We start from the raw sequence: 22611 nt of genomic DNA, 5'->3' as shown, positions 1-22611 counted from the left end.
GCGAAGCTTCGCCCCAGCTAACGCGCTCGCCATGTCGGTCGATAGAAAAACCGTAGCCAAGATCGCCTCGCTGGCGCGGATCAGCATGAGCGAGGAAGAGCTCGACACCATGGTGCCGGAGCTGAACAACATCCTGAACTGGGTGGAGCAGCTGGGGGAAGTCGACGTCAGCGGCGTGGAGCCGATGACGGCGGTGATCCCGCAGCGCCTGCGCCTGCGCGAAGACGAGATGAACGCCGATCCGCTGACCGGCGGCGGCGTGCGCGACAAGGTGCTCGCCAACGCGCCCGCGGCCGAACACGGTTTCTTCGCCGTCCCGAAGGTGATCGAATAATGACCGACCTGACACAGCTTGGCGTCAAGGCGATCCGCGACGGCGTCGCCTCGGGCGATTTTACCGCGCGCGAAGTGGCCGAAGGCTTCAACGCCAACGTTGCCGCCGCGCAAGGGGCGCTGAACGCGTTCATCGTCGCCACGCCCGAACGCGCTCTTGAAGCCGCCGACAAGGTCGATGCCGATCGCGCCGCCGGCAAGCCGCTGGGCAAGATGGCCGGCGTCCCGATCGGGATGAAGGACTTGTTCGCCACGCGCGGGGTGCAGACCACCGCCGCCAGCCACATGCTGGAAGGCTTCACGCCCGAATACGAAAGCACCGTTTCCGCAAAGCTGTGGGAAGCGGGCGCGGGCATGCTCGGCAAGCTCAATCTCGATCAGTTCGCGATGGGCTCCTCCAACGAGACGAGCCACTTCGGCAACGTCGTCAACCCGTGGCGCCGCAGCGGCGGCAATGCGCAGATGGCCCCGGGCGGATCGTCCGGCGGCAGCTCGGCGGCGGTCGCGGCGCGGCTCGCCCCGGCAGCGACGGGGACGGACACCGGCGGATCGATCCGCCAGCCCGCCGCGTTCACCGGGATCACCGGGATCAAGCCGACATACGGCCGCTGCTCGCGCTGGGGCATCGTCGCCTTCGCGTCCTCGCTGGACCAGGCGGGGCCGATGGCGCGCGACGTCACCGACTGCGCGATCATGCTGGAAGCAATGGCCGGGTTCGATCCGAAGGATTCGACCAGCCTGGACCTGCCGGTGCCGGAATGGGAAAAGCACCTCGACGCAGACCTGAAGGGCAAGCGCGTCGGCATCCCGCGCGAATACCGGATGGACGGGATGGATGCCGATGTCGCGGAAAGCTGGGATCGCGGAGCGCAGTGGCTGAAGGACGCAGGCGCCGAAGTGGTGGAGATCAGCCTGCCGCACACCAAGTACGCGCTGCCCGCCTACTACATCATCGCCCCGGCCGAAGCTTCGTCCAACCTCGCTCGCTATGACGGGGTGCGGTACGGCCTGCGGGAACTGCCGGAAAAGGCGAACCTGCAGGACATGTACGCCGCCACCCGGGCCGAAGGATTCGGGGCCGAGGTCAAGCGCCGCATCCTGATCGGCACCTATGTGCTGTCGGCCGGCTTCTACGATGCCTATTACACCCAGGCGCAGAAGGTCCGCACGCTGATTGCCCGGGACTTCGAACTCGCGTTCGCCCAGTGCGACGTGATCCTTGCCCCCACCGCGCCGACCGCTGCCTTCGCGCTCGGCGAAAAGACCGACGATCCGCTGTCGATGTACCTCAACGACGTGTTCGCCGTGCCCGCCAGCCTGGCCGGGCTCCCGGCGATGTCGGTTCCGGCGGGGCTGAACCGGGATGGCTTGCCGCTCGGCCTGCAGATCATCGGCCGCACGTTCGACGAACAAGGCGTGCTCAACGCCGGCCTCGCGATCGAGCAGCGCGCCGGGTTCACCGCCCGTCCGGACACCTGGTGGTAACCGCCGCGCGGCTGGGTAACCCTCCACGCCAGCCGGATCCGAAGCTCAGGCGCGCGGCATCAGCAGCGCGGCGGCGAAGCGTCCCGCCTTGGCCGGATGCCCCGCCCGCAGCAGCCGCGTCGCTACGCGCCAAAGCGGGCGGCGGTCGCGCGATGCGGCGGCATGGGCAAGCGCCGCATCCCATCCCGCGCCCGCGAGTTCTCCGGGCACGTAAAGAACTTCCTCGAACACCCGCTGGTTGACGAAGGCCGCGGAGCCGGGGCCGAACAGGGCATCGAGCGCCGCGGTCGGCGGCAGCGAAGCGAGCCCTTCGGTGGGGTCCGGCTTGCCCGAAAGCCGCTGTCGGTGCGCCAGCAAGGCGGTGGCGGCGGCCCGGACTTGTTCGACCAGGTGCTTTTCACCCACTTGCCCGGGGTGGACCCGGTACCAAAGCAGCCGTTCGGGCAAATTGGCCAGCTTCGTGCGCGTCGAAAGCCGCAGCCATAAGTCGTAATCTTCCGCCCGGCGATAGGCGCGGCGGTAACCGCCCGCTTCCCGGACCACGTCCCGCCGCATCATCACCGCCGGATGGACCAGAGGCGACCACAGCGGCAGGCAGCGTACGATCTCCTCATGATCGTGAACCCAGCCGTATTCCACATCCGGGCGCGGCGCGCCGGTCGAATCGATCTGATCGGTCTCACAGCCGACCAGCCCGTGATCCGGATGGGCTTCCAGGAATTGCATCTGCCTTGAAAACCGCTGCGGGTGGCAGATGTCATCGGCATCGAACCGGGCAACGATCGGCGCCCGGGCTTCCTCCAGCAGGCGGTTGAGGCCGTCCACCAGCCCCCGGTGATCCCCGGCGATGACGCGGATGCGGGCATCGCGCGCGGCATAGCCTTCTGCGATTGCGCGCGTCGCGTCCTGTGATCCGTCGTCCAGGATCAGGAATTCGAACGCGGGGAAATCCTGCGCCAGAACGCTCTCGATGGCTTCGTCCAGGAAAGCTTCGGCGTTGTGCGCGCTCAGGAGGACGGACAAGGGCGGATCGTTCGGGGGCAGGGTCACGCAAGGTCTCCAGCGGGCAGCCATCCGTCAGCCTAGAGCGGTTTCGAAGCCCATGGAATTCCCGGCCGACCGGGAAGGCGTGAGAAAACGACTGTCGGGGGCGGCGGATCTGTTTATCCGGCCGGAGGTCCCGCCACGTGCCTGGGGCATTGATGGCGCGTGACCCGCAGACCCTTGGCCGCTACGCTGCCCCTCGGGTTGAACAGGTGGCGGGAGGATCGGCAGACATGAAGCGATCCCTCAGCCGCCTTCCCGGCAAGATACGCCGGATCGGGAAGGTCATCTTCCGTTCTTCCCCCGATCCCGCCCTTGTGGCGCGGGAGCCGGATTCCGGCCGGTTCGTCGCGCTTGATTCCCTTCGCGGAATCGCGGCGCTGATGGTGGTCGGCTTTCACATGGAGTTCGGCGGCGCGCTGATCCAGTCGGCGTTCATCCGCAACGGCTGGCTGGCGGTCGATTTCTTCTTCATCCTGTCGGGTTTCGTCATCGCCGGGGCCTATGGGCAGAAGCTTCAGGCGGGCTTTTCGATCCGGCACTACGCGCTTCTCCGGCTGGGGCGGATCTATCCGCTGCACTTCGCGCTGCTGATCCTGATGTTTGCCGCGCAAGTCGCCTTCCTGCTGCTGCAGCGCGTCGGGCTGCTGGACCACCCTGCGTTCGACGAGACGCACCCGCTCCCCTCGTTTTTCCTCCAACTCCTGCTGCTTCACGGATTTCTTGAGCCGAATCCGTTCGACTGGAACTTCCCGAGCTGGAGCATCTCGATCGAGATCTGGCTCTATCTGGCGATGGCGCTGGTCTGGGCACGGGCAGGGACGAAGGCCTGGCTCATCGCGCTGGCGTGTGCAATCGGCTCGCTGGCGCTGCTGGTAAGCGGACTGGACGTCTGGGCGACGCCGATCAGCATCGGCCTGATGCGTGGTGTCGCCGGGTTCGGCCTTGGCATCGCCGCCTGGCAGGTCTGGAGCCGTTACCTTGCGGGCCGGGCGGCGCGGCTGTCCCGCGGCGCGGCATCGCTGGCGGAATGCGCCATCCTCGCGGCGATCGTCGCACTGCTCCAGCTGATGTCGGACAGCGTCAATCCGGCGATGGCGGACCCGCTGTTCTTCCTCGCCATCCTGATCTTCGCGGCGGAGCGAGGGGTGATTTCCCGCGTGCTGCGGACGACGCCGATGATCTGGCTCGGGGTGCTCTCCTTCTCGATCTACCTTGTCCATGTGGAGGTGGTGAACCGGGCGATCGACGTTCTGGCGCTGGTGGGCGTGCTGACGCTCGTCCAGCGCGATGGAGTGGATGTTTGGCAGGTGGCCGGTCCTTCGGTTCTGGCCGACCTCCCCGCTCTTGCCGTCATGGCCTTGACGGTCCCGGCCGCCTGGCTGACCTGGCGCTTCATCGAAAGTCCGGCGCGGGACTGGTCGCGGCGCAAGGCGAAAAGCATGGGCGCCGGGCGCGCGGAGGCCGTTGCGCCGACGATGTAGCGCTGCAGCCGTCCAGTCTCAGGGGGCAGCGGGCGAAGGAAGAACGGGCAGGGACGGCTGCGATGGCAGGAAAAGCCGGCGAAGCCACTTGCGGGCAGGCTCATCCAGCCAGCGCGCGGCAATCCACGAGGTGATGATCACGAACGTCAGGTAAAGCGCAAGGTGCGGGATCGGGAATTCGCCAATCGGCTGACCCGTTGCCTTGTCCAGCAGGATGATCAGCACTGTCATCAGCGGGATATGCAGGACGTACACCGGGTATGAAACGTAGGCGAGGAAGTTGCCGCCCGCGCGCACGCCGGGACCGCTGACCGCTTCCGCCCCAAGCCAGACGATCGCCGGGTAAAGAGCCATCTGGCAGATCACATCATACTGCCATGGCACGGCTCTTGCACCCGGCAGGAAGGAGGCGACCAGAACCGCGCCCAGCATCCAGCCCGGCAGCCGGGGCGCGGGCCGGCTTTCGCGCGACCGATGCAGGGCCCAGCCCGCGAAGAAGCCGAACAGCGCCCGCGCTCCTCCGCCCCAAAAGGTGGTCCATTCCCATCCCACGCTGCCGCTTCCGGCCTGCTGCGCGTACCAGACCAGCCCTGCCGCCCCCAGCAGGAGGAACGCCGGAAACAGCCGCGTCCCCAGCCGAAGCGCAACCAGCGCGAACAGCACGTTAATCACCAGTTCCCAAAACAGCGACCACGCCGCCAGGTTCAGCGCGAACGGGCTGGCCGGGTCGAGCGACCACTCCTGCGGAGTCGGCAGGAAGGCGATGGCGGTGGCAACGCTGCCGATCCACTCGGTCAGTGTCCCGCCTCCCTCTTTCCCCTGCACGATCGGGCTGAGAAAATACGCCGCCGCCAGAAGCGTCGCGGCGGCATACAGCGGATAAAGCCGGATTGCCCGCGCAAGGCAGAACGCGCGGAAGGTCATGCCCGTGTTCAGCCGCGGCTGGTACGAATGGGCGATCACGAACCCGCTCAGCACGAAGAACACGTCTACCGCGAGATAGGCCCGGGGCAGGGGCTGCGTCCCTCCCGCGTGCCAGGGGAAATGGTATATCAGGATAGCCATAGCGGCCAGACCGCGGAGCAGGTCCAGGCCCGTGAAGCGTTCGCTCGTCCTCTGCTGCACTTCGGTTGCTCCACGCCAGGACGTGAGGACGCTCGTTCATGGCTATGCCGCGCCGCCCGTCGCAGCGCAAGCGATCACCGGGGTGACGCCGCGCGGCTTTACCCGCTTGGCTTGGCCGGGCATCGCGCTTATCGCAGGGTGCATGAGCACTTATCGCATCCACGGCGCCACCAGCGAATGGGAGGTCGTGATCGGCCTCGAAGTCCACGCGCAGGTCACCAGCAACGCCAAGCTGTTTTCCTCGGCCTCGACTGCCTTCGGGGCGGAGCCGAACACGCAGGTCAGCCTGATCGACGCGGCCATGCCCGGAATGCTGCCGGTCCCGAACCGCGAATGCATCCGCCAGGCGGTGCGCACCGGCATGGCGATTGACGCGCAGATCAACCGCTGGAGCCGGTTCGACCGCAAGAACTACTTCTACGCCGATCTTCCGCAGGGCTATCAGATCAGCCAGCTCTACCACCCGCTGGTCGGCGAAGGCTCGCTGATGATCGAGGCGGACGAAAAAGCCGGCATCCCCGAAGACAAGGTCATCGGGATCGAGCGGATTCACGTGGAGCAGGACGCGGGCAAGCTGATGCACGATCAGCACCCGACGATGAGCTACGTCGATCTCAACCGCTCCGGCGTCGCGCTGATGGAAATCGTCAGCCGCCCGGACATGACCTCTCCCGCCGAAGCCGGTGCCTACTTGCGCAAGCTGCGCGCCATCCTGCGCTATGTCGGAAGCTGCGACGGCAACATGGAGGAAGGCTCCATGCGCGCGGACGTGAACGTGTCGGTCCGCCGCCCCGGCGAAGAGCTCGGCACCCGGACCGAGACGAAGAACGTCAACTCCGTCCGCTTCGTGATGGCCGCGATCGAGCATGAGGCGCGCCGTCAGGTCGACGTGATCGAGGACGGCGGCAGCATCGTGCAGGAAACCCGGCTGTTCGATCCCGGCACCGGGACGACTCGCTCGATGCGGTCGAAAGAGGACGCGCACGACTACCGCTACTTTCCCGATCCCGACTTGCTGCCGTTGGAACTGGAGGAGGAATTCCTCGACGAATGCCGCGCCTCGCTGCCGGAACTGCCGGATGCCAAGCGCCGCCGCTACGAACAGGATCTCGGCCTGTCGCCTTACAACGCCGCGGTCCTGACGGCGGAGGTCGAGACCGCCCGCTGGTTCGAACGGCTCCTGGGCGAAACCGCCAAGGCGCAGGACAAGCAGCCGGCCGACGTCGCCAAGCAGGCGGCCAACTGGCTGATTTCCGACTTGTTCGGCGCGCTCAACAAGGCAGGGCTGGAACTCGACAATTCCCCCGTCACGCCGGAAAAGGGCGGCGAATTGCTGGCGCTGGTCGGCGCGGGCACGATTTCGGGCAGCATCTCCAAGCAAGTGCTCGAAACGATGATCGAAACCGGCGACAACGCGGCCGCGATCGTCGATCGGGAAGGCCTGAAGCAGGAATCGGACACCGGCGCGATCGAAGCCAAGATCGACGAAGTGATGGCTGCCAACCCTGACAAGGTCGCCGAATACCGCGGCGGGAAGGACAAGCTGTTCGGCTTCTTCGTCGGCCAGACGATGAAGGCCATGCAGGGCAAGGGCAACCCACAGGTGGTCAACGAACTGCTGAAGCAGAAGCTGGGATAGAAAGAGCGCGCCGTTGGCCGGGCGCTGCTTCAGCCGCCCGGCACCGGCTCGCCGCCCGTACAGACTGGGCAAGGGCGTGCTTCTTTCGGCTCGGACCGGCCAACATGGCTGGACGGTGCCTCGCTTACCTTTCGCGAATGAGCCGATGATGATGCAGACGTTTTCCGGGCTGACGGCCTACTACACCCAAGCGAAGAACGTGCTTTCCGAGGAAACCGGGATCACCGAAGATCTGCTGCACGTCCATGCCGGACTGCTGATCTTCGTGCTTTCGACGCTGCTGCTGCGGCGGAAGATGCGGTCGGCGATCCCGCTGGCGCTGGTGTACTTCTTTGCCATCCTGAATGAGGGTGTCGACCGGCTCTCCTACAATGCGCAAACGCCGATGGAGCCCTGGCTGGATATTCTCAACACCGTCTTCTGGCCGACGTTCCTGTTCCTGGTAGCGCGAAAAGGGCGCTAGCCGCGGGCCCGATGCGTTCGCGCACTGGGCGCGCACCGGGCCCGAACGGTCTTATTCGCCGCCGGCGCTCCTGACCTCGACCGGCAGGCCAAGGGTTTCAAGCTGCGGGCGCACCACCGACGCATCGCCGACCACCACGAACACCAGTTCCCGGTCAAGGAAATCGCGCCGTGCAATCGCGTCGAGCTGCGCCGCCGTCAGCGACTGGTACTTCCCGGCCAGCGTTTCGTAATACGTGTCCGGCCGCCCGTAAGTGACGATATTGGCCACGCCCTCCAGCACGCCGCCAGACGTTTCGAACCGGCCCGGCAGTTCGCGCACGTTGCCGTTGATCAGCCGCTGCAGCTCTGCGGGCGTGGTGCCCCTGTCGCCGACATAGGCGCCAAGCTGTTCGCGCAGCGCGGCGATCGAATCTCCGGTGCGGTCGGCCTGGACCGGGGCGTAGACCAGCAGGCTCGACCGGTCGAGCGGAGCGCGGATCAGGCTCCGCACGCCGTAGGACCAGCCCTTGGTCTCACGCAGGTCCATGTTCAGGCGCGAAAGGAAGTTGCCGCCCAGCACGTCGTTCGCGGCTTCCAGCACCACGAGGTCGTCCGTTCCTTTCTCCTCCAGCACGCGTCCGGCCACGATCACCGACTGCGGAGATGCGGGCCGGTCGATCAGGATGATTCGCTGCTGCGGTGCCGGGATCGCGACGTCGAAGTTCTTTTCCGGGGCAGGCGCGGCGGGCGCTTTCCAGTCGCCGAAGGCCTGTTCCAGCTGCCGGGTGATTTCCGGCAGGGTCGTGTCGCCGACGACGAAGACGCGGGCGGTGTCCGGCCGCAGCCAGGTGTTGTGGAACCGGGCCAGATCGGCGGCGCTCAGCTGCTGGACCACCGCCAGCTCGCCGGTCCCGCTCGGCGGAATGCCGTAAGGATGCTGCGCGCCGTACAGGATCGGGAACAGCGCCCGCTGCGCAATCGCGGACGGCTCCTTCATCTCGGCCTGGATGCGGGTGACCTGCTGCGCACGCACGCGCTCCAGCGCCTCGGCGCTGAACGCGGGATGGCGGATATAGTCGGCCAGCAGTTCCAGCGAAGGCGAAAGGTTCGGCGTCACCGCGCTCAGCTGGAAGGAAGTGGTGTCCGAATTGGCCATGCCGCCGATCGATGCGCCCAGCCGCTCCTTTGCGATCGCGAGCTCCGTTGCGTCGAGCGCGACCGTGCCTTCGTCCATCAGTTCCAGCAGCAGCGACTGGGTGCCCAGCGCGCCCTTCGGATCGGCGGCATAGCCGGCATCGAAGGCCACCCGGACATTGACCGTCGGGATTTCCGGGCGGCGGGCGAAGTAGACTTCCATCCCGTTGCTGAGGGTGGCCCGCTGGATATCGGGGAAATCGAGCGCCTTCAGCGTGCCCACTTCGGGCATTTGCGACCGGTCGACCGCCGCCGTGGGACCGGAAGGCGCGATGCCCAGCGCCGGATCGGCGTAGTAGGCCGGGTGCCGTTCGGGCGCGGTGCGGAAGCCGCCCCGGTTCTCGCCGCCTTCGGTCCGCGTGCCGGGCTCTACCGTCAGGGAGAACGCCGGGCGGGACAGCCAGCGCGCGGTTACCGACTGGACTTCCTGCGGGGTCAGGGAGGCGGCGCGGCGCAAGGTGGTTTTGTACGCTTCCGGATTGCCGTGATAGAGCAGCCCTTCGGCCAGCGTCGGCGCCTTGCCGGAAAACCCGCCGAGCCCGTCCAGGCCGCGGATCTGGCCGGATGCATAGACGGTGCTCGCCCGCTGCAGTTCGTCCGCCGTGGGGCCGTTGGCGATGAAATCGGCGATCTGCCGGTCCAGCGCGGCGGCAACGGTGGCCGGATCGACCCCCGGCTTCACGTCGGCATAGATCACGAATTGCCCGGCCTGCGCGAAGGTGTCCGCGCTGCTGCTGACCCCGACGGCGACTTCCTGTCCCCGGACCAGCGTGTTGTCTAGCCGCGAACTCGCGAGGCCGCCCAGCACCGCGCTCGCCATCTGCAGCGGCAGGTGGTCCGGATTGTCCAGCCCCGGGATCGCCCAGGAGCGATAGATGCGGGTCGTCGCGACCTGATCCTGAATGGTCTTCGATAGCGGCGCATCCAGCGTCGGGACCGGGGCGGATACCGGCGCCACTTCCGGGCCCGCCGGAATTTCGCCGAACCACTTCGTCACCTTTTCGCGCGCGGTCGCGGTGTCGATGTCTCCAGCCAGCACCAGCACGGCATTGTTGGGACCGTAATGATCCTGGAACCACTGGCGGACATCCTCCAGCGTTGCGCTGGACAGATCCTCCATCGAACCGATGGTGGAGTGGTGGTAGGGATGGCCGGACGGGTAGAGATTTTCCAGCTGCTCGTACTCGACCAGCCCGTAAGGCTGGTTGTCGCCCTGGCGCTTCTCGTTCTGGACGACGCCGATCTGGTTATCGAGCTTTTCCTGCGTCACCGCGCCCAGCAAGTGGCCCATGCGGTCGCTTTCCAGGAACAGCGCCAGATCCAGCGCGCCGGTGGGCACCGTCTCGAAGTAGTTGGTCCGGTCGAACCACGTCGTGCCGTTGAAATCGGTCGCGCCGACTTGCTGCAGCGGCTCGAAGAAATCGCCGGGCGCGTTTTCGGAGCCGTTGAACATAAGGTGCTCGAACAAGTGAGCAAAGCCGGTCTTGCCCTGCGGCTCGTTCTTCGATCCGACCTCGTACCACATCGACACCGCGACAACGGGCGCCTTGCGGTCCTCGTGCACCAGAACCGTCAGCCCGTTGGGCAGGGTGAAGCGATCGTACGGAATGTCGACGCGGTTCACCAGTTCGGCCACCGGGGCGGCCTGAAGGTCCGCCAGCGTGACCGCCGACACCGGCGCGGCCGGCTGGGCAAACGCGGGGGCGGGACAAGCGAGGGAAAGCGAGAGAGCGGAAGCGAGAAGGAGCGTGCGCATCGGCGGACCTCGAAAAAGTTCAGGGGCAAGTTGCGACAGTTACGATTGTTACGGTCTAGCACGCGCCACCGCACGCCGACAGCCGTTCGTCGATCCGTCATGACGGCCCAACGAATGTTCGCCCGCGCCCAAACGCCTTTTTCGCGGAGCGATACGGCATGCCGCGGCGAGGGATTGCGCTGGCGCAATGCGGGGACCACCTTGCCGGGCGCAAACAGCGCAAGCCGGGCTGAAAAATGCACGGGCAGGGCTTGTGTTGCAGATGTGCAACACTATCTGGTTTGGGAAAGATATTGAGGGGCAGTTCATGAATCTCGAAAAATTTACCGACCGGGCCAAGGGTTTCCTTCAGGCGGCGCAAACCGTCGCCATCCGCATGAATCACCAGCGGATTTCGCCCGACCACATCCTGAAGGCCTTGCTGGAAGACTCAGAAGGCATGGCATCGGGCCTGATCCAGCGCGCGGGCGGCGATGCGCAGGCAGCGCAGGCGCAAGTCGACAAGACGCTGGCGAAGATCCCCGCCGTCTCCGGCAGCGGCGCCCAGGCGACCCCGGGGCTCGACAACGACGCGGTCCGCGTGCTCGACCAGGCGGAACAGATCGCGCAGAAAGCCGGCGATAGCTATGTTACCGTTGAGCGGCTGCTGGTCGCGCTCAGCCTCGCCACCACCACGGCGGCGGGTCAGGCGCTGAAGACCGCGGGCGTTACCCCGCAGGCGCTCAATTCCGCGATCGAGCAATTGCGCGGCGGGCGTTCGGCCGATAGCGCCAACGCGGAAAGCGCCTACGAAGCGATGAAGAAATTCGCCCGCGACCTGACGCAGGCCGCGCGCGACGGCAAGCTCGATCCGGTGATCGGGCGGGATGAGGAAATCCGCCGCACGGTGCAGATCCTCGCCCGCCGGACCAAGAACAACCCCGTGCTGATCGGCGATCCCGGCGTCGGCAAGACGGCGATTGCCGAAGGGCTCGCCCTGCGCATCGCTAACGGCGACGTGCCGGATTCCCTCAAGGATCGGCGGCTGATGGCGCTCGACATGGGCTCCCTGATCGCGGGCGCGAAGTACCGCGGCGAATTCGAGGAGCGGCTGAAGTCCGTACTCGATGAAGTGAAGGGCGCGGAAGGCGAGATCATCCTGTTCATCGACGAGATGCACACGCTGATCGGCGCGGGCGCGTCCGAAGGATCGATGGACGCCGGCAACCTGCTCAAGCCCGCCCTCGCGCGCGGCGAACTGCACTGCATCGGCGCGACCACGCTGGATGAATACCAGAAGTACGTCGAAAAGGACGCCGCCCTGCAGCGCCGCTTCCAGCCGGTGTTCGTGGGCGAGCCGAGCGTGGAAGACACCGTCTCCATCCTGCGCGGGCTGAAGGAGAAATACGAACTGCACCACGGCGTGCGGATCACCGACGGCGCGCTGGTTGCCGCGGCGACCCTGTCCAACCGCTACATCTCCGACCGCTTCCTGCCCGACAAGGCAATCGACCTGATGGACGAGGCCGCCAGCCGCATCCGGATGGAAGTGGAATCGAAGCCCGAGGAAATCGAGGCGCTCGACCGCCGGATCATCCAGCTCAAGATCGAGGAATCGGCGCTGGCGAAGGAAAACGATCAGCCTTCGAAGGACCGGCTCGCCGCCTTGCGGGAAGAACTCGCCAACCTTGAACAGCAATCGGCCGAAGTCACCACCCGCTGGCAGAATGAGCGGGACAAGATCGCCGCCGAAAGCAAGATCAAGGAAGCGCTGGACCAGGCGCGGATCGAGCTGGAGCAGGCGCAGCGCGCCGGCGATCTCGGCCGCGCGGGGGAATTGTCCTATGGCCGCATTCCCCAACTGGAACAGCAGCTGCGCGATGCGCAGGCCTTGTCCGAAAACGCCTTGCTGCGCGAGGAAGTGACCGAAGACGACATCGCCTCCATCGTCAGCCGCTGGACCGGCATCCCGGTCGACCGGATGATGGAAGGAGAGCGCGAAAAGCTGCTGCAGATGGAAAAGATCATCGGCAAGCGGGTGATCGGGCAGGAACAAGCGGTCGAGGCGGTGTCCAAGGCCGTCCGCCGCGCCCGCGCCGGGCTCCAGGACCCGAACCGCCCCTTGGGCAGCTTCCTGTTCCTTGGCCCGACCGGCGTCGGCAAGACCGAGCTGACCAAGGCGCTGGCCGGGTTCCTGTTCGATGACGACAGCGCGATGGTCCGCATCGACATGAGCGAATTCATGGAGAAGCACGCCGTCGCTCGCCTGATCGGCGCGCCTCCGGGCTATGTCGGCTATGAGGAAGGCGGCGTGCTGACCGAGGCCGTGCGGCGCCGCCCCTATCAGGTCGTGCTGTTCGACGAAGTGGAGAAGGCGCACAGCGACGTATTCAACGTCCTGCTGCAAGTGCTCGATGACGGGCGGCTGACGGACGGGCAAGGCCGGGTGGTCGATTTCTCGAACACCCTGATCATCCTCACCAGCAATCTCGGCAGCCAGTTCCTTTCGAGCATCACGGATGACCAGACGGTCGAGGATGTGGAACCGCAAGTGATGGACGTCGTCCGCGCACACTTCCGGCCCGAATTCCTCAACCGCCTGGATGAGATCATCCTGTTCCACCGCCTGAGCCAGGAGCACATGGCCCCGATCGTCGATATCCAGGTCGGCCGGGTGCAGAAGCTGCTGAAGGACCGCAAGATCACGCTCGACCTCACCGACGCGGCGCGCCGCTGGCTGGGCCGGGTGGGGTACGATCCGGTCTACGGCGCAAGGCCGCTGAAACGGGCGGTCCAGCGCTACTTGCAGGACTCGCTGGCCGAACGGCTGCTCGGCGGAGAAATCCCCGATGGCTCGACGGTCAAGGTGGACGAAGGCGACGGTCAACTGGCGATCGAGATCGAAGGCGCCCGGAAACAATCCGAAGCCGCCGAGTGACGATTTGCCCTTCGTGGCGACTCGCAACGCGGGTCGCCACGAACAAGGGGCGAAACGGCATCTCGGGGCTTTTGGGGTCTTCTTGTCGGCGTACTGGCCTGCAGGGGTTTCGTCTTGCCGCATTAAAGAAAAGGTGCGGTTTATTAGGCGTATAAAAGTCGGGCCTACCCAATAACGGGGGGCATGACAGGATGCCTGAAATGAACCAGCAGAAAAACCAGGGCGGCAGCCAGAAGCAAGGCGGCCAGAAGCAAAGCGGCAACCAGCAGCAAGCCGGTGGCCAGCAGGAACGGCAGCGCACCCAGCAGGGCGGCGCCGGTCGGCAGCAAGCGGGCTCCAACGACCAGAACCGCAAGCAGGACTGAAACCGCATCGCCCGGATGCGCACCGGCGGCCGCCCTCCTCCTGAAGGGCGGCCGCTTTGGTAACGGGCGAAGGCGCGGACGGCGGACGCCGGCCAGAGCACGGGCACGAAGGCCGCTCTCGGCCGCGATCCGACGCTGCGGCCTCAGCCGCGCGGGGAAACTTGGGGGAAAGCTGCCCGTTCATGCCTGTGGAACCAACCTCAGGACGACGGATGCCCGCCACCAATCGCTATATCCCGCGTGTCGCGGTGATCTTCGACTTCGATGAGACGCTCGCGACCGACAGCGTCGATGCCATTTGCGCGGCTTGGGGAATAGGGCGCGAGGAATGGGAGGAGCGCTACTTCAAGCCCCTTGGCCACAACTGGGACAAGATCATCAAGCGGAGTCAGGCCTTGCTCGATTGCGGGCGCGACCGGGGAGAGCCACTGTCGGCCGATCTGTTCGAGAAGGCAGCCCGGAAGGTCGAACTCTATCCCGGCGTCACGGAACTGAAGCAGCGCCTCACCGCCTGCGCCCGTGAGATACTGGAAGAGCTGGAAGTCGAACTGGTGGTGCTCTCGTCCGGGTACGTGGAAATCATTCGGAGAACGGCCGTTCGGGACTCGTTCGACCATGTATGGGCAAGCAGCTTTCACGGAGAGCGGAGCGGGGGCGAAGTGCGGATCAAGCGGATCATCTCGCATCCCGAAAAAGCCCGCTATGTCGAAGCGTTCGCCAAGGGGCTGGACCTCGATTCGGCGAACGAGCCCCGCGTCGATCCGCCGGGCTCCAATCCGCACGACATGCACGTGCCGTTCGATCAGATCATTTACCTGGGCGATGGCCTTTCCGATCTTGCCACGTTCAAGTTCGTCACCGGTCATGGCGGGCTTGCGATTGCGGTGAACAAGGGCGAGGGCTTCGAGTACGCAAAGGAGCAGACCGCAGACCAGCGAGTCGATCACCTCGCGCCGCCCGATTACTCCCCGGGCGCCGAGTTGATGGAAGCGCTCTACCACGCGGTCCGCAGCGCTGCCTCCCGGACTGCGCTGCGCAAGCTCGGGTGCGGCGAGTAGAACCAGCGCCTGCCGCCGGCCAGGTTGCTCTCTGCCCCTGAGAACGACTGCTGGGAATGATGCTCAGAACGAGCGCGCGTGATGTCCGGCCGAGTTCGCCGCTCTTTCCTACACTGCGGGCCGCAGCCCACACCGCCCGGTCATGCCGACGATGCGATTCGCCTTTCCTTTCCCACTGCGGACTTTGCGATTCGAGCAGAATGACGCCTCATGCGTGAAACAAGATTTTAATTCTCTGCGACGGGGATTCTGTCGCCCAAGGGGCCGCAACCCGGCAGAAAACCGGGACTGGTTGCAGTGGACACCAAATGTTGGAGGTGTCACTTGTGTCAACCTCGACCCGCGCGCCGCCCCCGGGGACTCGCCCGTCGCGGGAGAACGGGCTAAGCCGGCAAAAATTTTGGTCCTCCAGGGAGAAGACAGTGAAGGTCGACAGTTCCGTTTCCGCCGTGGTCACCGGAGGCGCTTCGGGCCTGGGTGAGGCAACCGCCCGCGCGCTCGCTGCCAAGGGCGCAAAGGTTGCCCTGTTCGACCTGAACGAGGAACGCGGGGAGCAGGTTGCGAAGGAAATCGGCGGCACGTTCTGCAAGGTCGATGTCTCGGACGAAGCCTCCGTCGACGCCGGGTTCGCCAAGGCGCGCGAAGCGCACGGGCAGGAACGGGTGCTGGTCACCTGCGCCGGGATCGGGACCATCGGCAAGACCGTGCGCCGTGATCGGGAAACAGGGGAAATCAGCCACTTGCCGGTCAGCCTGTTCGTCAAGACGCTGCAAGTGAACCTGCTCGGCACCTTCCAGTGCGTGGCCAAGTCCGCCGTAGGGATGATGACGCTCGACGGGCTTGAGGACGGCGAGCGCGGGGCGATGATCACGACCGCGTCGGTTGCCGCCGTGGACGGGCAGATCGGGCAAGTCGCCTACTCCGCGTCCAAGGGCGGCGTCGTCGGCATGACCCTGCCGGTCGCGCGCGACTTCATGAGCGAAGGCATCCGGATCAATACGATCCTGCCCGGCATCTTCGAAACCCCGCTGATGCGCGGACTGCCGGAAAAGGCGCAGGAAGTGCTCGCAGCCTCGGTGCCGTTTCCGAAGCGCTTCGGCCAGCCGCAGGAATACGCCCACCTCGTGATGACGATGGTCGAAAACGGCTATTTCAACGGGGAATGCGTCCGGCTCGACGGCGCAATCCGCATGCCGCCGAAATAAGGAAGGACCGATGGATACCGCGAACCGCCTTGCCGATTTCCTGCCCTATCAGCTTTCGGTCACCTCGAACGCGGTCAGCGGCCGCATTGCGCAGGAATACCGCAGCCGGTTCGGCCTCAGCGTGCCGGAATGGCGCGTGATGGCAGTGCTGGGCGATGCCGGGGCGGTCACGCAGCGGGATCTCACCCAGTTGACCCTGATGGACAAGGTAGCGGTCAATCGCGCGTGCAAGGTGCTGGAAGAACGCGGGCTGGCGGTCCGCCAGCCCAACGCGCTCGACGGCCGATCTCACTTGCTCCAGCTCACGCAGGAAGGGGAGACGATGCACGGGGAGATCATGCCGCTCGCCGTGGAAATGGAGCAGCGCTTGTTCACCAACTTCTCGGCCGATGAAATCGCCACCTTCCGCTCCCTGCTCGGCCGGGTGCTGAACGAAGTGCGCGATCTCGATGCCGAAGGGCTGGACAGCGGCGCGTTCGGAGTCGGCTGACCGGGTCCCGGACCGGTTTGCTTGACGCAAGGCCCGCTTTGCCCGACCGGCAGCGGCGATGGACGAGACTTTCGACATTGCCGTGATCGGCGCCGGGATGGCCGGAGCCAGCCTCGCCGCCGAACTGGCGCCCCACGCCCGGGTGCTGCTGGCCGAAGCGGAGCCGCAGCCGGGTTACCATGCCACGGGCCGCTCCGCCGCCTTCTGGGAGGAATGCTACGGCGGGCCCGAGGTAGTGCCGCTGACGCTCGCCTCCGGCCCCTGGCTGCGCGAGCACGGGTTCCTGACCCTGCGCGGCGCGCTCTACATCGGCCGGACCGAGGACGCGGCCGCGCTCGATGCCTTCATGGATCGGTTCGCCAGCAGCGGCGCCTCGCTCGATCGGCTGGACCGTGCCGGCATCGACCGTCACATCCCGGGCCTGCGCCCCGACTGGACCGAAGCGGTATGGGAACAGGCCTGCGCCGACATCGACGTTGCCGCCCTGCATGCCCATTACCTCAAGCAGGCCCGGCGCTCCGGCGTGGAACTGCGCTGCTCTGCCCCGCTGACGGGTGCCGAGCGGGAAGGAGACGGCTGGCGGCTGGACCTGGGGCGCGGCGGCGAAGCGCGCGCGGCGATCCTCGTCAACGCGGGCGGCGCCTGGGTGGATACGATCGCGGGACTGGCGGGTGCCCCGCCGCTCGGCATCGCGCCGCTGCGGCGGACGGTGGCGCAGCTGCGCACCGATCCGGTCCCGTCAGCGGACCTGCCGCTGGTGCTCGACATCAACGGGCAGTTCTACTTCAAGCCGGAAAACGGCAGGCTCTGGCTCAGCCCGCATGACGAAACGCCTAGCGCGCCGTGCGATGCGGCGCCGGAAGAACTGGACCTCGCGCTGGCAATCCACCGGTTCGAGCAAGTGGTCGATTGGCGGGTAACGGCAGTGGAGCGTAAATGGGCCGGCCTGCGCAGCTTTGCGCCGGACCGGCTGCCGGTCTACGGGTACGACAAGCGCCTGCCCGGCTTCTTCTGGTTTGCCGGACAAGGCGGCTTCGGGATCCAGACGGCTCCCGCGGCCGCGCGTCTCGGCGCGCAACTGCTGCTGGAACTCCCGCGTGACGCGATGACGGAGAAGCTGGACGCGTCCCTCTACGCGCCGGACCGCTTCGGCTAGCGGCGGACCGATTCCGCCGCGGCAGAGGCAAGCTGGTCCACGCGCTCATTCTCCGGATGTCCGGCGTGGCCCTTGACCCAGCGCCACTCGATCCGATGCGGGGCCGCAGCCTCGATCAGCTCGCGCCACAAATCGGCGTTGGCGACTGGCTTCTTGCTGGCATTGACCCACCCATTGCGCTGCCAGCCGTGGATCCACTTGGTGATCCCGTCGATGACATAGCGGCTGTCTGTGAAAAGCGTGACGTGGCAGGGCTGGACCAGAGCCTTCAGCGCGCAAAGAACGGCCGTCATCTCCATGCGGTTGTTGGTCGTCTGCGGATCGGCGCCGGACAATTCCTTCTCATGCCGTCCCATCCGCAGCAGCACGCCCCAGCCGCCGGGACCGGGGTTGCCCTTGCACGCACCATCGGTGAAAATCTCGACCTGCTTCATGGATCAGGCGAGCGAAGGAAACGCGGCGTGCCCCGCTTCGGAATAGAACTGCAACCGGCGGGCAAACGCCATCGGATCCTTGCGCGTCACCAGCGCATCGGCGGGCGTGTGCAGCCAGTCGTAGGCGCGGGTCGCGAGGAATCGCATCGCCGCGCCTTCCGCGAGGACCGGCATTGCCTCGCGCTCCTCTTGTGAGAGGGGGCGCACTTCCTGATATCCTTCGACCAGTGCGGCTGCGAGATCGTGCCGGAAGTTGCGGCCGTCGGGATCGAAGCACCAGGCCGCATGAGTCACGGCAAGATCGTAGGCGGTCGTGTCCCGGCAAGCGAAGTAGAAGTCGATCAGCCCGCTTACCCGGTTGTCCAGCAGCAGGACGTTGTCGGGAAACAAATCGGCATGAATGATCGAGCGGGGCAGGCCGACCGGCCAGCGGGCGTCGATCGCGTCGAGCGCCTGTTCGGTGAGCGAAACCAGGGCAGGATCGATTTGCGCAAGGCCTTCCTTTCCGCAGTCCCCGATCAGGGTGCGCCACGCCGCGGGGCCAAGACCGTTTTCCCGCTCACCTTCGAAATCCGCCGAGGCAAGGTGGATTCCGGCCAGTGCCTCTCCCACGGCACGCACGTGTTCCGGACCAGGGTCGTCGATGGAAACGCCGGGCAGGAACTCGATCAGCGCAACCGCCTTGCCGTCGAGGAAGCGGAACGCAGCGCCGTTCCGGTCATGGATCGTGCGCGGGACAGGACAAGGCCGAACCGCCAGGTGATCGAGCAGGGAAAGGAAAAACGGCAGTTCGGAAAGGTCGATCCGCCGTTCATACATCGTCAGGATGAAGCGAGCGCCCTTGCCGTCCGTCCCGGTCGTTTCGATGAGCCAGTTGCTGTTGGAAACGCCTTCGGCAATGCCTTTGGCCGAAATCAGTTGCCCGACTTCGTACTGCGCGATCAGGTCTGTCAGCTGGTTGGACCCCAGCTGCGTGTAAACGGCCATGGCGGGAAACCTCGATCTATTCCGTCAGCTGTCGCGGCAGCTTGAAGACCATTTTTTCTTCCGCCGTAACGACCGGAATCTCCTCCACCTCGCGCCACTCACCGAGCCGGGCGATGACTTCGCGCACGAGTTCCTCAGGCGCGGAGGCACTTGCCGTCAGGCCAACCGTGCCAACTCCGTCGAGCCAGCTAGGCTCGATCTCGCTCGCGCGCTGGATCAGCTTCGCGCTGGTTCCGCAGCGCTGCGCTACTTCGACCAGGCGCAGCGAGTTGGAAGAGTTCGGCGCGCCGATCACCAGCACCAGATCGCTGGAAGGGGCGATTTTCTTGACCGCCGCTTGCCGGTTCGACGTCGCGTAGCAGATGTCGTCGGCCCTTGGCGCGACGATCTGCGGATACCGCTGCTTGAGCGCAGCGATCACTTGCGCGGTATCGTCTACCGAAAGGGTCGTCTGGGTGAGGAAGGCGAGCGGCTGCTCAGGCCCGAACTGCAGGCGCTCCACATCCGCGGGCGTTTCGACCAGCGTGATCGATCCTTCCGGCACCTGGCCGAACGTTCCAATCACTTCCGGATGGCCCTTGTGGCCGATGAAGACGATGTGCCGCCCGGCTTCGATCTGCCGTTCCGCCTGACGGTGAACCTTGCTGACCAGCGGGCACGTCGCGTCGAGATAGGACAAGCCGCGATCCTCCGCGGCCTGCGGCACGGACTTCGGCACACCGTGGGCGCTGAACACCACCGGTACTCCGTCCGGCACTTCGTCCAGTTCCTCGACGAACACGGCGCCTTTCTCCCTCAGTCGGTCGACGACGAAGCGGTTGTGGACGATCTCGTGGCGGACATAGACCGGTGCGCCGAACTGCTTGAGAGAGCGCTCGACGATCTCGATCGCCCGGTCGACGCCGGCGCAGAATCCGCGTGGGGCGGCGATCAGCACCTGAAGCGGCAGTTTCTCGCCAACAGCAGAGGTGACGTCAGGTTGGGCAGCGGACTTGGAAAAGGGGGCGTTCATGCTTCCTCGTCTAGCGGTTGTGAGGCTGCGGCGAAAGGGCTAGACGGCCGACGATTGACCCAAGAGGATCTTCGATGAAGCTCTGCGTTCCGTTTTCCATCGCGGCAGCCGCCCTGGCGCTGACTGGCTGCAAAAGCTCAGGCGACATCGTTGTCCAGGAGGGAGTGGGCATCACTGCCCTTCGTTCCGCCTGCCCGGCTGTCGGCGTTCCGGCCTATACCGGCGACATCACGTTGTTCTCCCCCGAAAATGCCCGCACGGCCGAGGCTATCGACGTCACTGCGAGCATGACCAACGTGCGCATGCAGTGCAACGAAACGGGCGACCAGGTCTATGCCACCGCCACCTTCGACGTCTTCGGGCAGCGGCGGGACACGCGGGGCGCACGGGACGTGCAGTTGCCTTACTTCTCGACCGTGGTGCGCGCGGGAAGCTCCGTGGTCGCCAAACGGGTCGGGACGGTCACGCTCCGTTTCGCCGACGGTGAGGCGCGCGCGCAGACGAGCGGGACGGCAGGGGCCTACATCGATCGGGCCGAGGCGACGCTTCCCGACGAAATCCGCCAGCGGATCACCCGGCCCCGCAGGGCGGGCGACCCCGATGCTGCGATCGACCCACTGGCGCAGCCGGAAGTGCGGGCCGCACTTGATCGGGCGAGTTTTGAGCTTCTGGTCGGCTTCCAGCTGGCGCAGGACCAACTCGCCTATAACGCCACGCGCTGATCCAGAGCCTGACCATGTCCGACACCCAGACCCTTTATGCCCTGTTCGCCGAGAAGATCGCCGCCGCGCTCGGGGCGTTGGAAATGGAAGCCGTGCTCCCCGTCGGGGCCGCCGCGACCCCAGTGAGCATTGAGCCTCCGCGCGATCCTGCCCACGGGGATCTGGCGACCAACGCCGCCATGGTGCTGGCCAAGCAGGCAAAGACCAACCCGCGCGCGCTCGCCGAAAAGATCGTCGGGAAACTGGCCGACGATCCGCTCGTCTCCAGCATCGAGATTGCCGGACCCGGATTCCTGAACCTGCGGCTGGACCGTGCGAACTGGCAGCGGGAGCTGGAGATCATCGCGACGCTCGGGGCCGAATACGGGCGCTCTGACGTAGGCACAGGTGAAACCGTCAACATCGAGTATGTCTCGGCCAACCCGACGGGGCCGATGCACATGGGCCACTGCCGCGGGGCGGTGGTCGGTGACGCTCTGGCGCGCCTGCTCGAATTCGCCGGGCACACCGTGATCCGCGAATACTACGTCAACGATGCCGGATCGCAGGTCCAGGTTCTCGCCCGTTCGGCCCATCTTCGCTACCGAGAGGCACTGGGCGAGGACATTGGCGAAATTCCGCCGGGGCTTTATCCGGGCGATTACCTGAAGCCGGTCGGCGACCAGCTGGCCCAGGAGTTCGGTAAGACTTACGTGTCCGCGCCGGAGAGCGAGTGGCTCGACATGTTCCGGGAGCGGGCGGTCGCGGCGATGATGGCGATGATTCGCGACGATCTCGCCCTGCTCGGCATCCATCACGATGTGTTCGCGTCGGAGGCTGCGTTGCAGCAGGCCGGGAAGCCGGCTGCGGCGGAAGCCTGGCTGCGGGAGCACGATCTCGTCTACGACGGCCTGCTCGAAGCGCCCAAGGGCAAGACGCCGGAAGACTGGGAGCCGGTGGAGCTGCCGCTGTTCCGTTCGACCCGGTTCGGGGATGACCAGGACCGGCCGATCCGCAAGAGCGATGGCAGCTGGACCTATTTCGGCGCCGACCTTGCCTATCACATGCAGAAGGCGGAAAGCGCCGATGCGCTGATCGACATCTGGGGCGCGGACCATGCCGGGACGGTAAAGCGGATCAAGGCCGCCGTTGCCGCCTTGTCCGAAGGGGAGGGCAAGCCGATCCCGTTCGACGTCAAGCTGGTTCAGATGGTGCAACTGCTCCGCAATGGCGAACCGGTGAAGATGTCGAAGCGCGCCGGGACGTTCGTGACTCTGGCCGACGTGGTGCAGGAAGTCGGCAAGGACGTGGTCCGTTTCACGATGCTGACTCGCAAACCCGAAGCGCAGATGGACTTCGACTTTGCCAAGGTGGTTGAGGCGAGCAAGGACAACCCGGTCTTCTACGTCCAGTACGCCCACGCGCGGATCAGTTCCACGTTGCGCAAGGGCGCGGCTGAGGGAATCGAGCCGTCGGCGCAAGCGCTGGACCGGCTGGGCGCGGAGGATCTGGAGCTGATCAAGATCGCCGCGCAATTTACCCGGCAAGTCGAAGCCGCTGCCGAAGCGCGCGAACCGCACCGGATCGCGTTTTTCCTCCATGATCTTGCCAGTGCGTTCCACACTTTCTGGAACCTCGGCAACGACGAGCCGGGCAAGCGCATCCTGATTGCGCAGGACCGGCAGCTCAGCGCCGCGCGGCTGTTCCTCGCCAGCCAGATCGCGCAAGTCCTGCGCAACGGCCTGGCCCTGCTGGGCGTGGAGGCGGTCGAGGAACTCTGAG

19 protein-coding genes are annotated in these 22611 nt (G+C 65.9%); 13 read left to right on the top strand and 6 right to left on the bottom strand.

Annotated features, from left to right (window positions below; translation table 11 throughout):
* Positions 1–31 precede the first annotated feature (31 nt).
* Together gatC and gatA are read left to right on the top strand one after the other, a co-directional pair.
* Positions 32–334, top strand: coding sequence for an Asp-tRNA(Asn)/Glu-tRNA(Gln) amidotransferase subunit GatC (gene gatC, locus ELY13_RS01410; protein ID WP_126172085.1), 303 nt, complete (start codon positions 32–34; stop codon positions 332–334).
* Positions 334–1818, top strand: coding sequence for an Asp-tRNA(Asn)/Glu-tRNA(Gln) amidotransferase subunit GatA (gatA, locus tag ELY13_RS01405; protein WP_126172084.1), 1485 nt, complete (start codon positions 334–336; stop codon positions 1816–1818). The genes gatC and gatA overlap by 1 nt, the downstream gene beginning before the upstream one ends.
* 45 nt (positions 1819–1863) lie before the next feature.
* On the opposite strand, the gene ELY13_RS01400 is transcribed toward gatA, so the two are convergent.
* Positions 1864–2868: a glycosyltransferase gene (locus ELY13_RS01400; protein ID WP_164549675.1), complete on the bottom strand. Its 1005-nt coding sequence runs from the start codon at positions 2866–2868 to the stop codon at positions 1864–1866.
* Between the two features lie 227 nt (positions 2869–3095).
* Here ELY13_RS01400 and ELY13_RS01395 point away from each other — a divergent pair, with 227 nt between their 5' ends.
* Positions 3096–4346 (top strand): acyltransferase family protein, encoded by a 1251-nt coding sequence (locus tag ELY13_RS01395; protein ID WP_164549674.1) that lies wholly within the window; start codon positions 3096–3098, stop codon positions 4344–4346.
* Positions 4347–4364: 18 nt separating this feature from the next.
* Here the strand turns inward: ELY13_RS01395 and ELY13_RS01390 are convergent, their stop codons facing one another.
* Positions 4365–5471: an acyltransferase family protein gene (locus tag ELY13_RS01390; RefSeq protein ID WP_277600615.1), complete on the bottom strand. Its 1107-nt coding sequence runs from the start codon at positions 5469–5471 to the stop codon at positions 4365–4367.
* 142 nt (positions 5472–5613) lie between these two features.
* On the opposite strand from ELY13_RS01390, the gene gatB reads away from it, so the two are divergent.
* On the top strand, positions 5614–7110 hold the full coding sequence (gatB, locus tag ELY13_RS01385; protein ID WP_126172238.1) for an Asp-tRNA(Asn)/Glu-tRNA(Gln) amidotransferase subunit GatB: 1497 nt from the start codon (positions 5614–5616) through the stop codon (positions 7108–7110).
* A gap of 148 nt (positions 7111–7258) precedes the next feature.
* Positions 7259–7573, top strand: a complete 315-nt coding sequence (locus tag ELY13_RS01380) for a hypothetical protein (protein WP_126172080.1) — start codon at positions 7259–7261, stop codon at positions 7571–7573.
* A gap of 51 nt (positions 7574–7624) precedes the next feature.
* On the opposite strand, the gene ELY13_RS01375 is transcribed toward ELY13_RS01380, so the two are convergent.
* On the bottom strand, positions 7625–10504 hold the full coding sequence (locus ELY13_RS01375) for a M16 family metallopeptidase (RefSeq protein WP_126172079.1): 2880 nt from the start codon (positions 10502–10504) through the stop codon (positions 7625–7627).
* Between the two features lie 307 nt (positions 10505–10811).
* Here ELY13_RS01375 and clpB point away from each other — a divergent pair, with 307 nt between their 5' ends.
* From clpB to ELY13_RS01350, 6 genes are all read left to right on the top strand, one after another.
* A complete protein-coding gene (clpB, locus tag ELY13_RS01370; protein WP_126172078.1) occupies positions 10812–13421 on the top strand; it encodes an ATP-dependent chaperone ClpB in 2610 nt (869 codons plus the stop codon).
* A gap of 200 nt (positions 13422–13621) precedes the next feature.
* Complete coding sequence (locus ELY13_RS14910; protein ID WP_164549673.1) at positions 13622–13786, top strand: hypothetical protein; 165 nt, start codon at positions 13622–13624, stop codon at positions 13784–13786.
* A gap of 212 nt (positions 13787–13998) precedes the next feature.
* The gene (locus ELY13_RS01365; protein ID WP_164549672.1) at positions 13999–14844 is read left to right on the top strand and encodes a haloacid dehalogenase-like hydrolase; all 846 of its coding nucleotides are present in this window, start codon (positions 13999–14001) and stop codon (positions 14842–14844) included.
* Positions 14845–15266: 422 nt separating this feature from the next.
* Positions 15267–16049: an SDR family NAD(P)-dependent oxidoreductase gene (locus ELY13_RS01360; RefSeq protein ID WP_126172076.1), complete on the top strand. Its 783-nt coding sequence runs from the start codon at positions 15267–15269 to the stop codon at positions 16047–16049.
* 10 nt (positions 16050–16059) lie between these two features.
* Positions 16060–16539 carry a MarR family winged helix-turn-helix transcriptional regulator gene (locus ELY13_RS01355; protein ID WP_126172075.1) on the top strand — a complete coding sequence of 160 codons (480 nt, stop codon included), beginning with the start codon at positions 16060–16062 and terminating at the stop codon, positions 16537–16539.
* A 58-nt stretch (positions 16540–16597) separates the two neighbouring features.
* On the top strand, positions 16598–17695 hold the full coding sequence (locus tag ELY13_RS01350) for an NAD(P)/FAD-dependent oxidoreductase (protein ID WP_126172074.1): 1098 nt from the start codon (positions 16598–16600) through the stop codon (positions 17693–17695).
* Here the strand turns inward: ELY13_RS01350 and rnhA are convergent.
* Genes rnhA through ispH form a run of 3 tightly spaced genes read right to left on the bottom strand, consistent with a single transcriptional unit; the run spans position 17692 to position 20128 of the window.
* Complete coding sequence (rnhA, locus tag ELY13_RS01345) at positions 17692–18129, bottom strand: ribonuclease HI (protein WP_126172073.1); 438 nt, start codon at positions 18127–18129, stop codon at positions 17692–17694. The two genes, ELY13_RS01350 and rnhA, sit on opposite strands and share 4 nt — an antisense overlap.
* A 3-nt stretch (positions 18130–18132) precedes the next feature.
* Positions 18133–19116, bottom strand: a complete 984-nt coding sequence (gene thrB, locus ELY13_RS01340) for a homoserine kinase (RefSeq protein ID WP_126172072.1) — start codon at positions 19114–19116, stop codon at positions 18133–18135.
* 16 nt (positions 19117–19132) lie between these two features.
* Positions 19133–20128 (bottom strand): 4-hydroxy-3-methylbut-2-enyl diphosphate reductase, encoded by a 996-nt coding sequence (ispH, locus tag ELY13_RS01335; protein ID WP_126172071.1) that lies wholly within the window; start codon positions 20126–20128, stop codon positions 19133–19135.
* 74 nt (positions 20129–20202) lie between these two features.
* Here ispH and ELY13_RS01330 point away from each other — a divergent pair, with 74 nt between their 5' ends.
* Positions 20203–20850: a hypothetical protein gene (locus tag ELY13_RS01330; protein WP_126172070.1), complete on the top strand. Its 648-nt coding sequence runs from the start codon at positions 20203–20205 to the stop codon at positions 20848–20850.
* A gap of 14 nt (positions 20851–20864) precedes the next feature.
* On the top strand, positions 20865–22610 hold the full coding sequence (gene argS / locus ELY13_RS01325) for an arginine--tRNA ligase (protein ID WP_126172069.1): 1746 nt from the start codon (positions 20865–20867) through the stop codon (positions 22608–22610).
* Position 22611 lies beyond the last annotated feature (1 nt).

Source organism: Altericroceibacterium xinjiangense, from assembly GCF_003958635.1.
In the GTDB taxonomy this organism is placed as follows: Bacteria; Pseudomonadota; Alphaproteobacteria; order Sphingomonadales; family Sphingomonadaceae; genus Altericroceibacterium_A; species Altericroceibacterium_A xinjiangense.
This window is presented reverse-complemented; position numbering and strand designations above follow the sequence as displayed.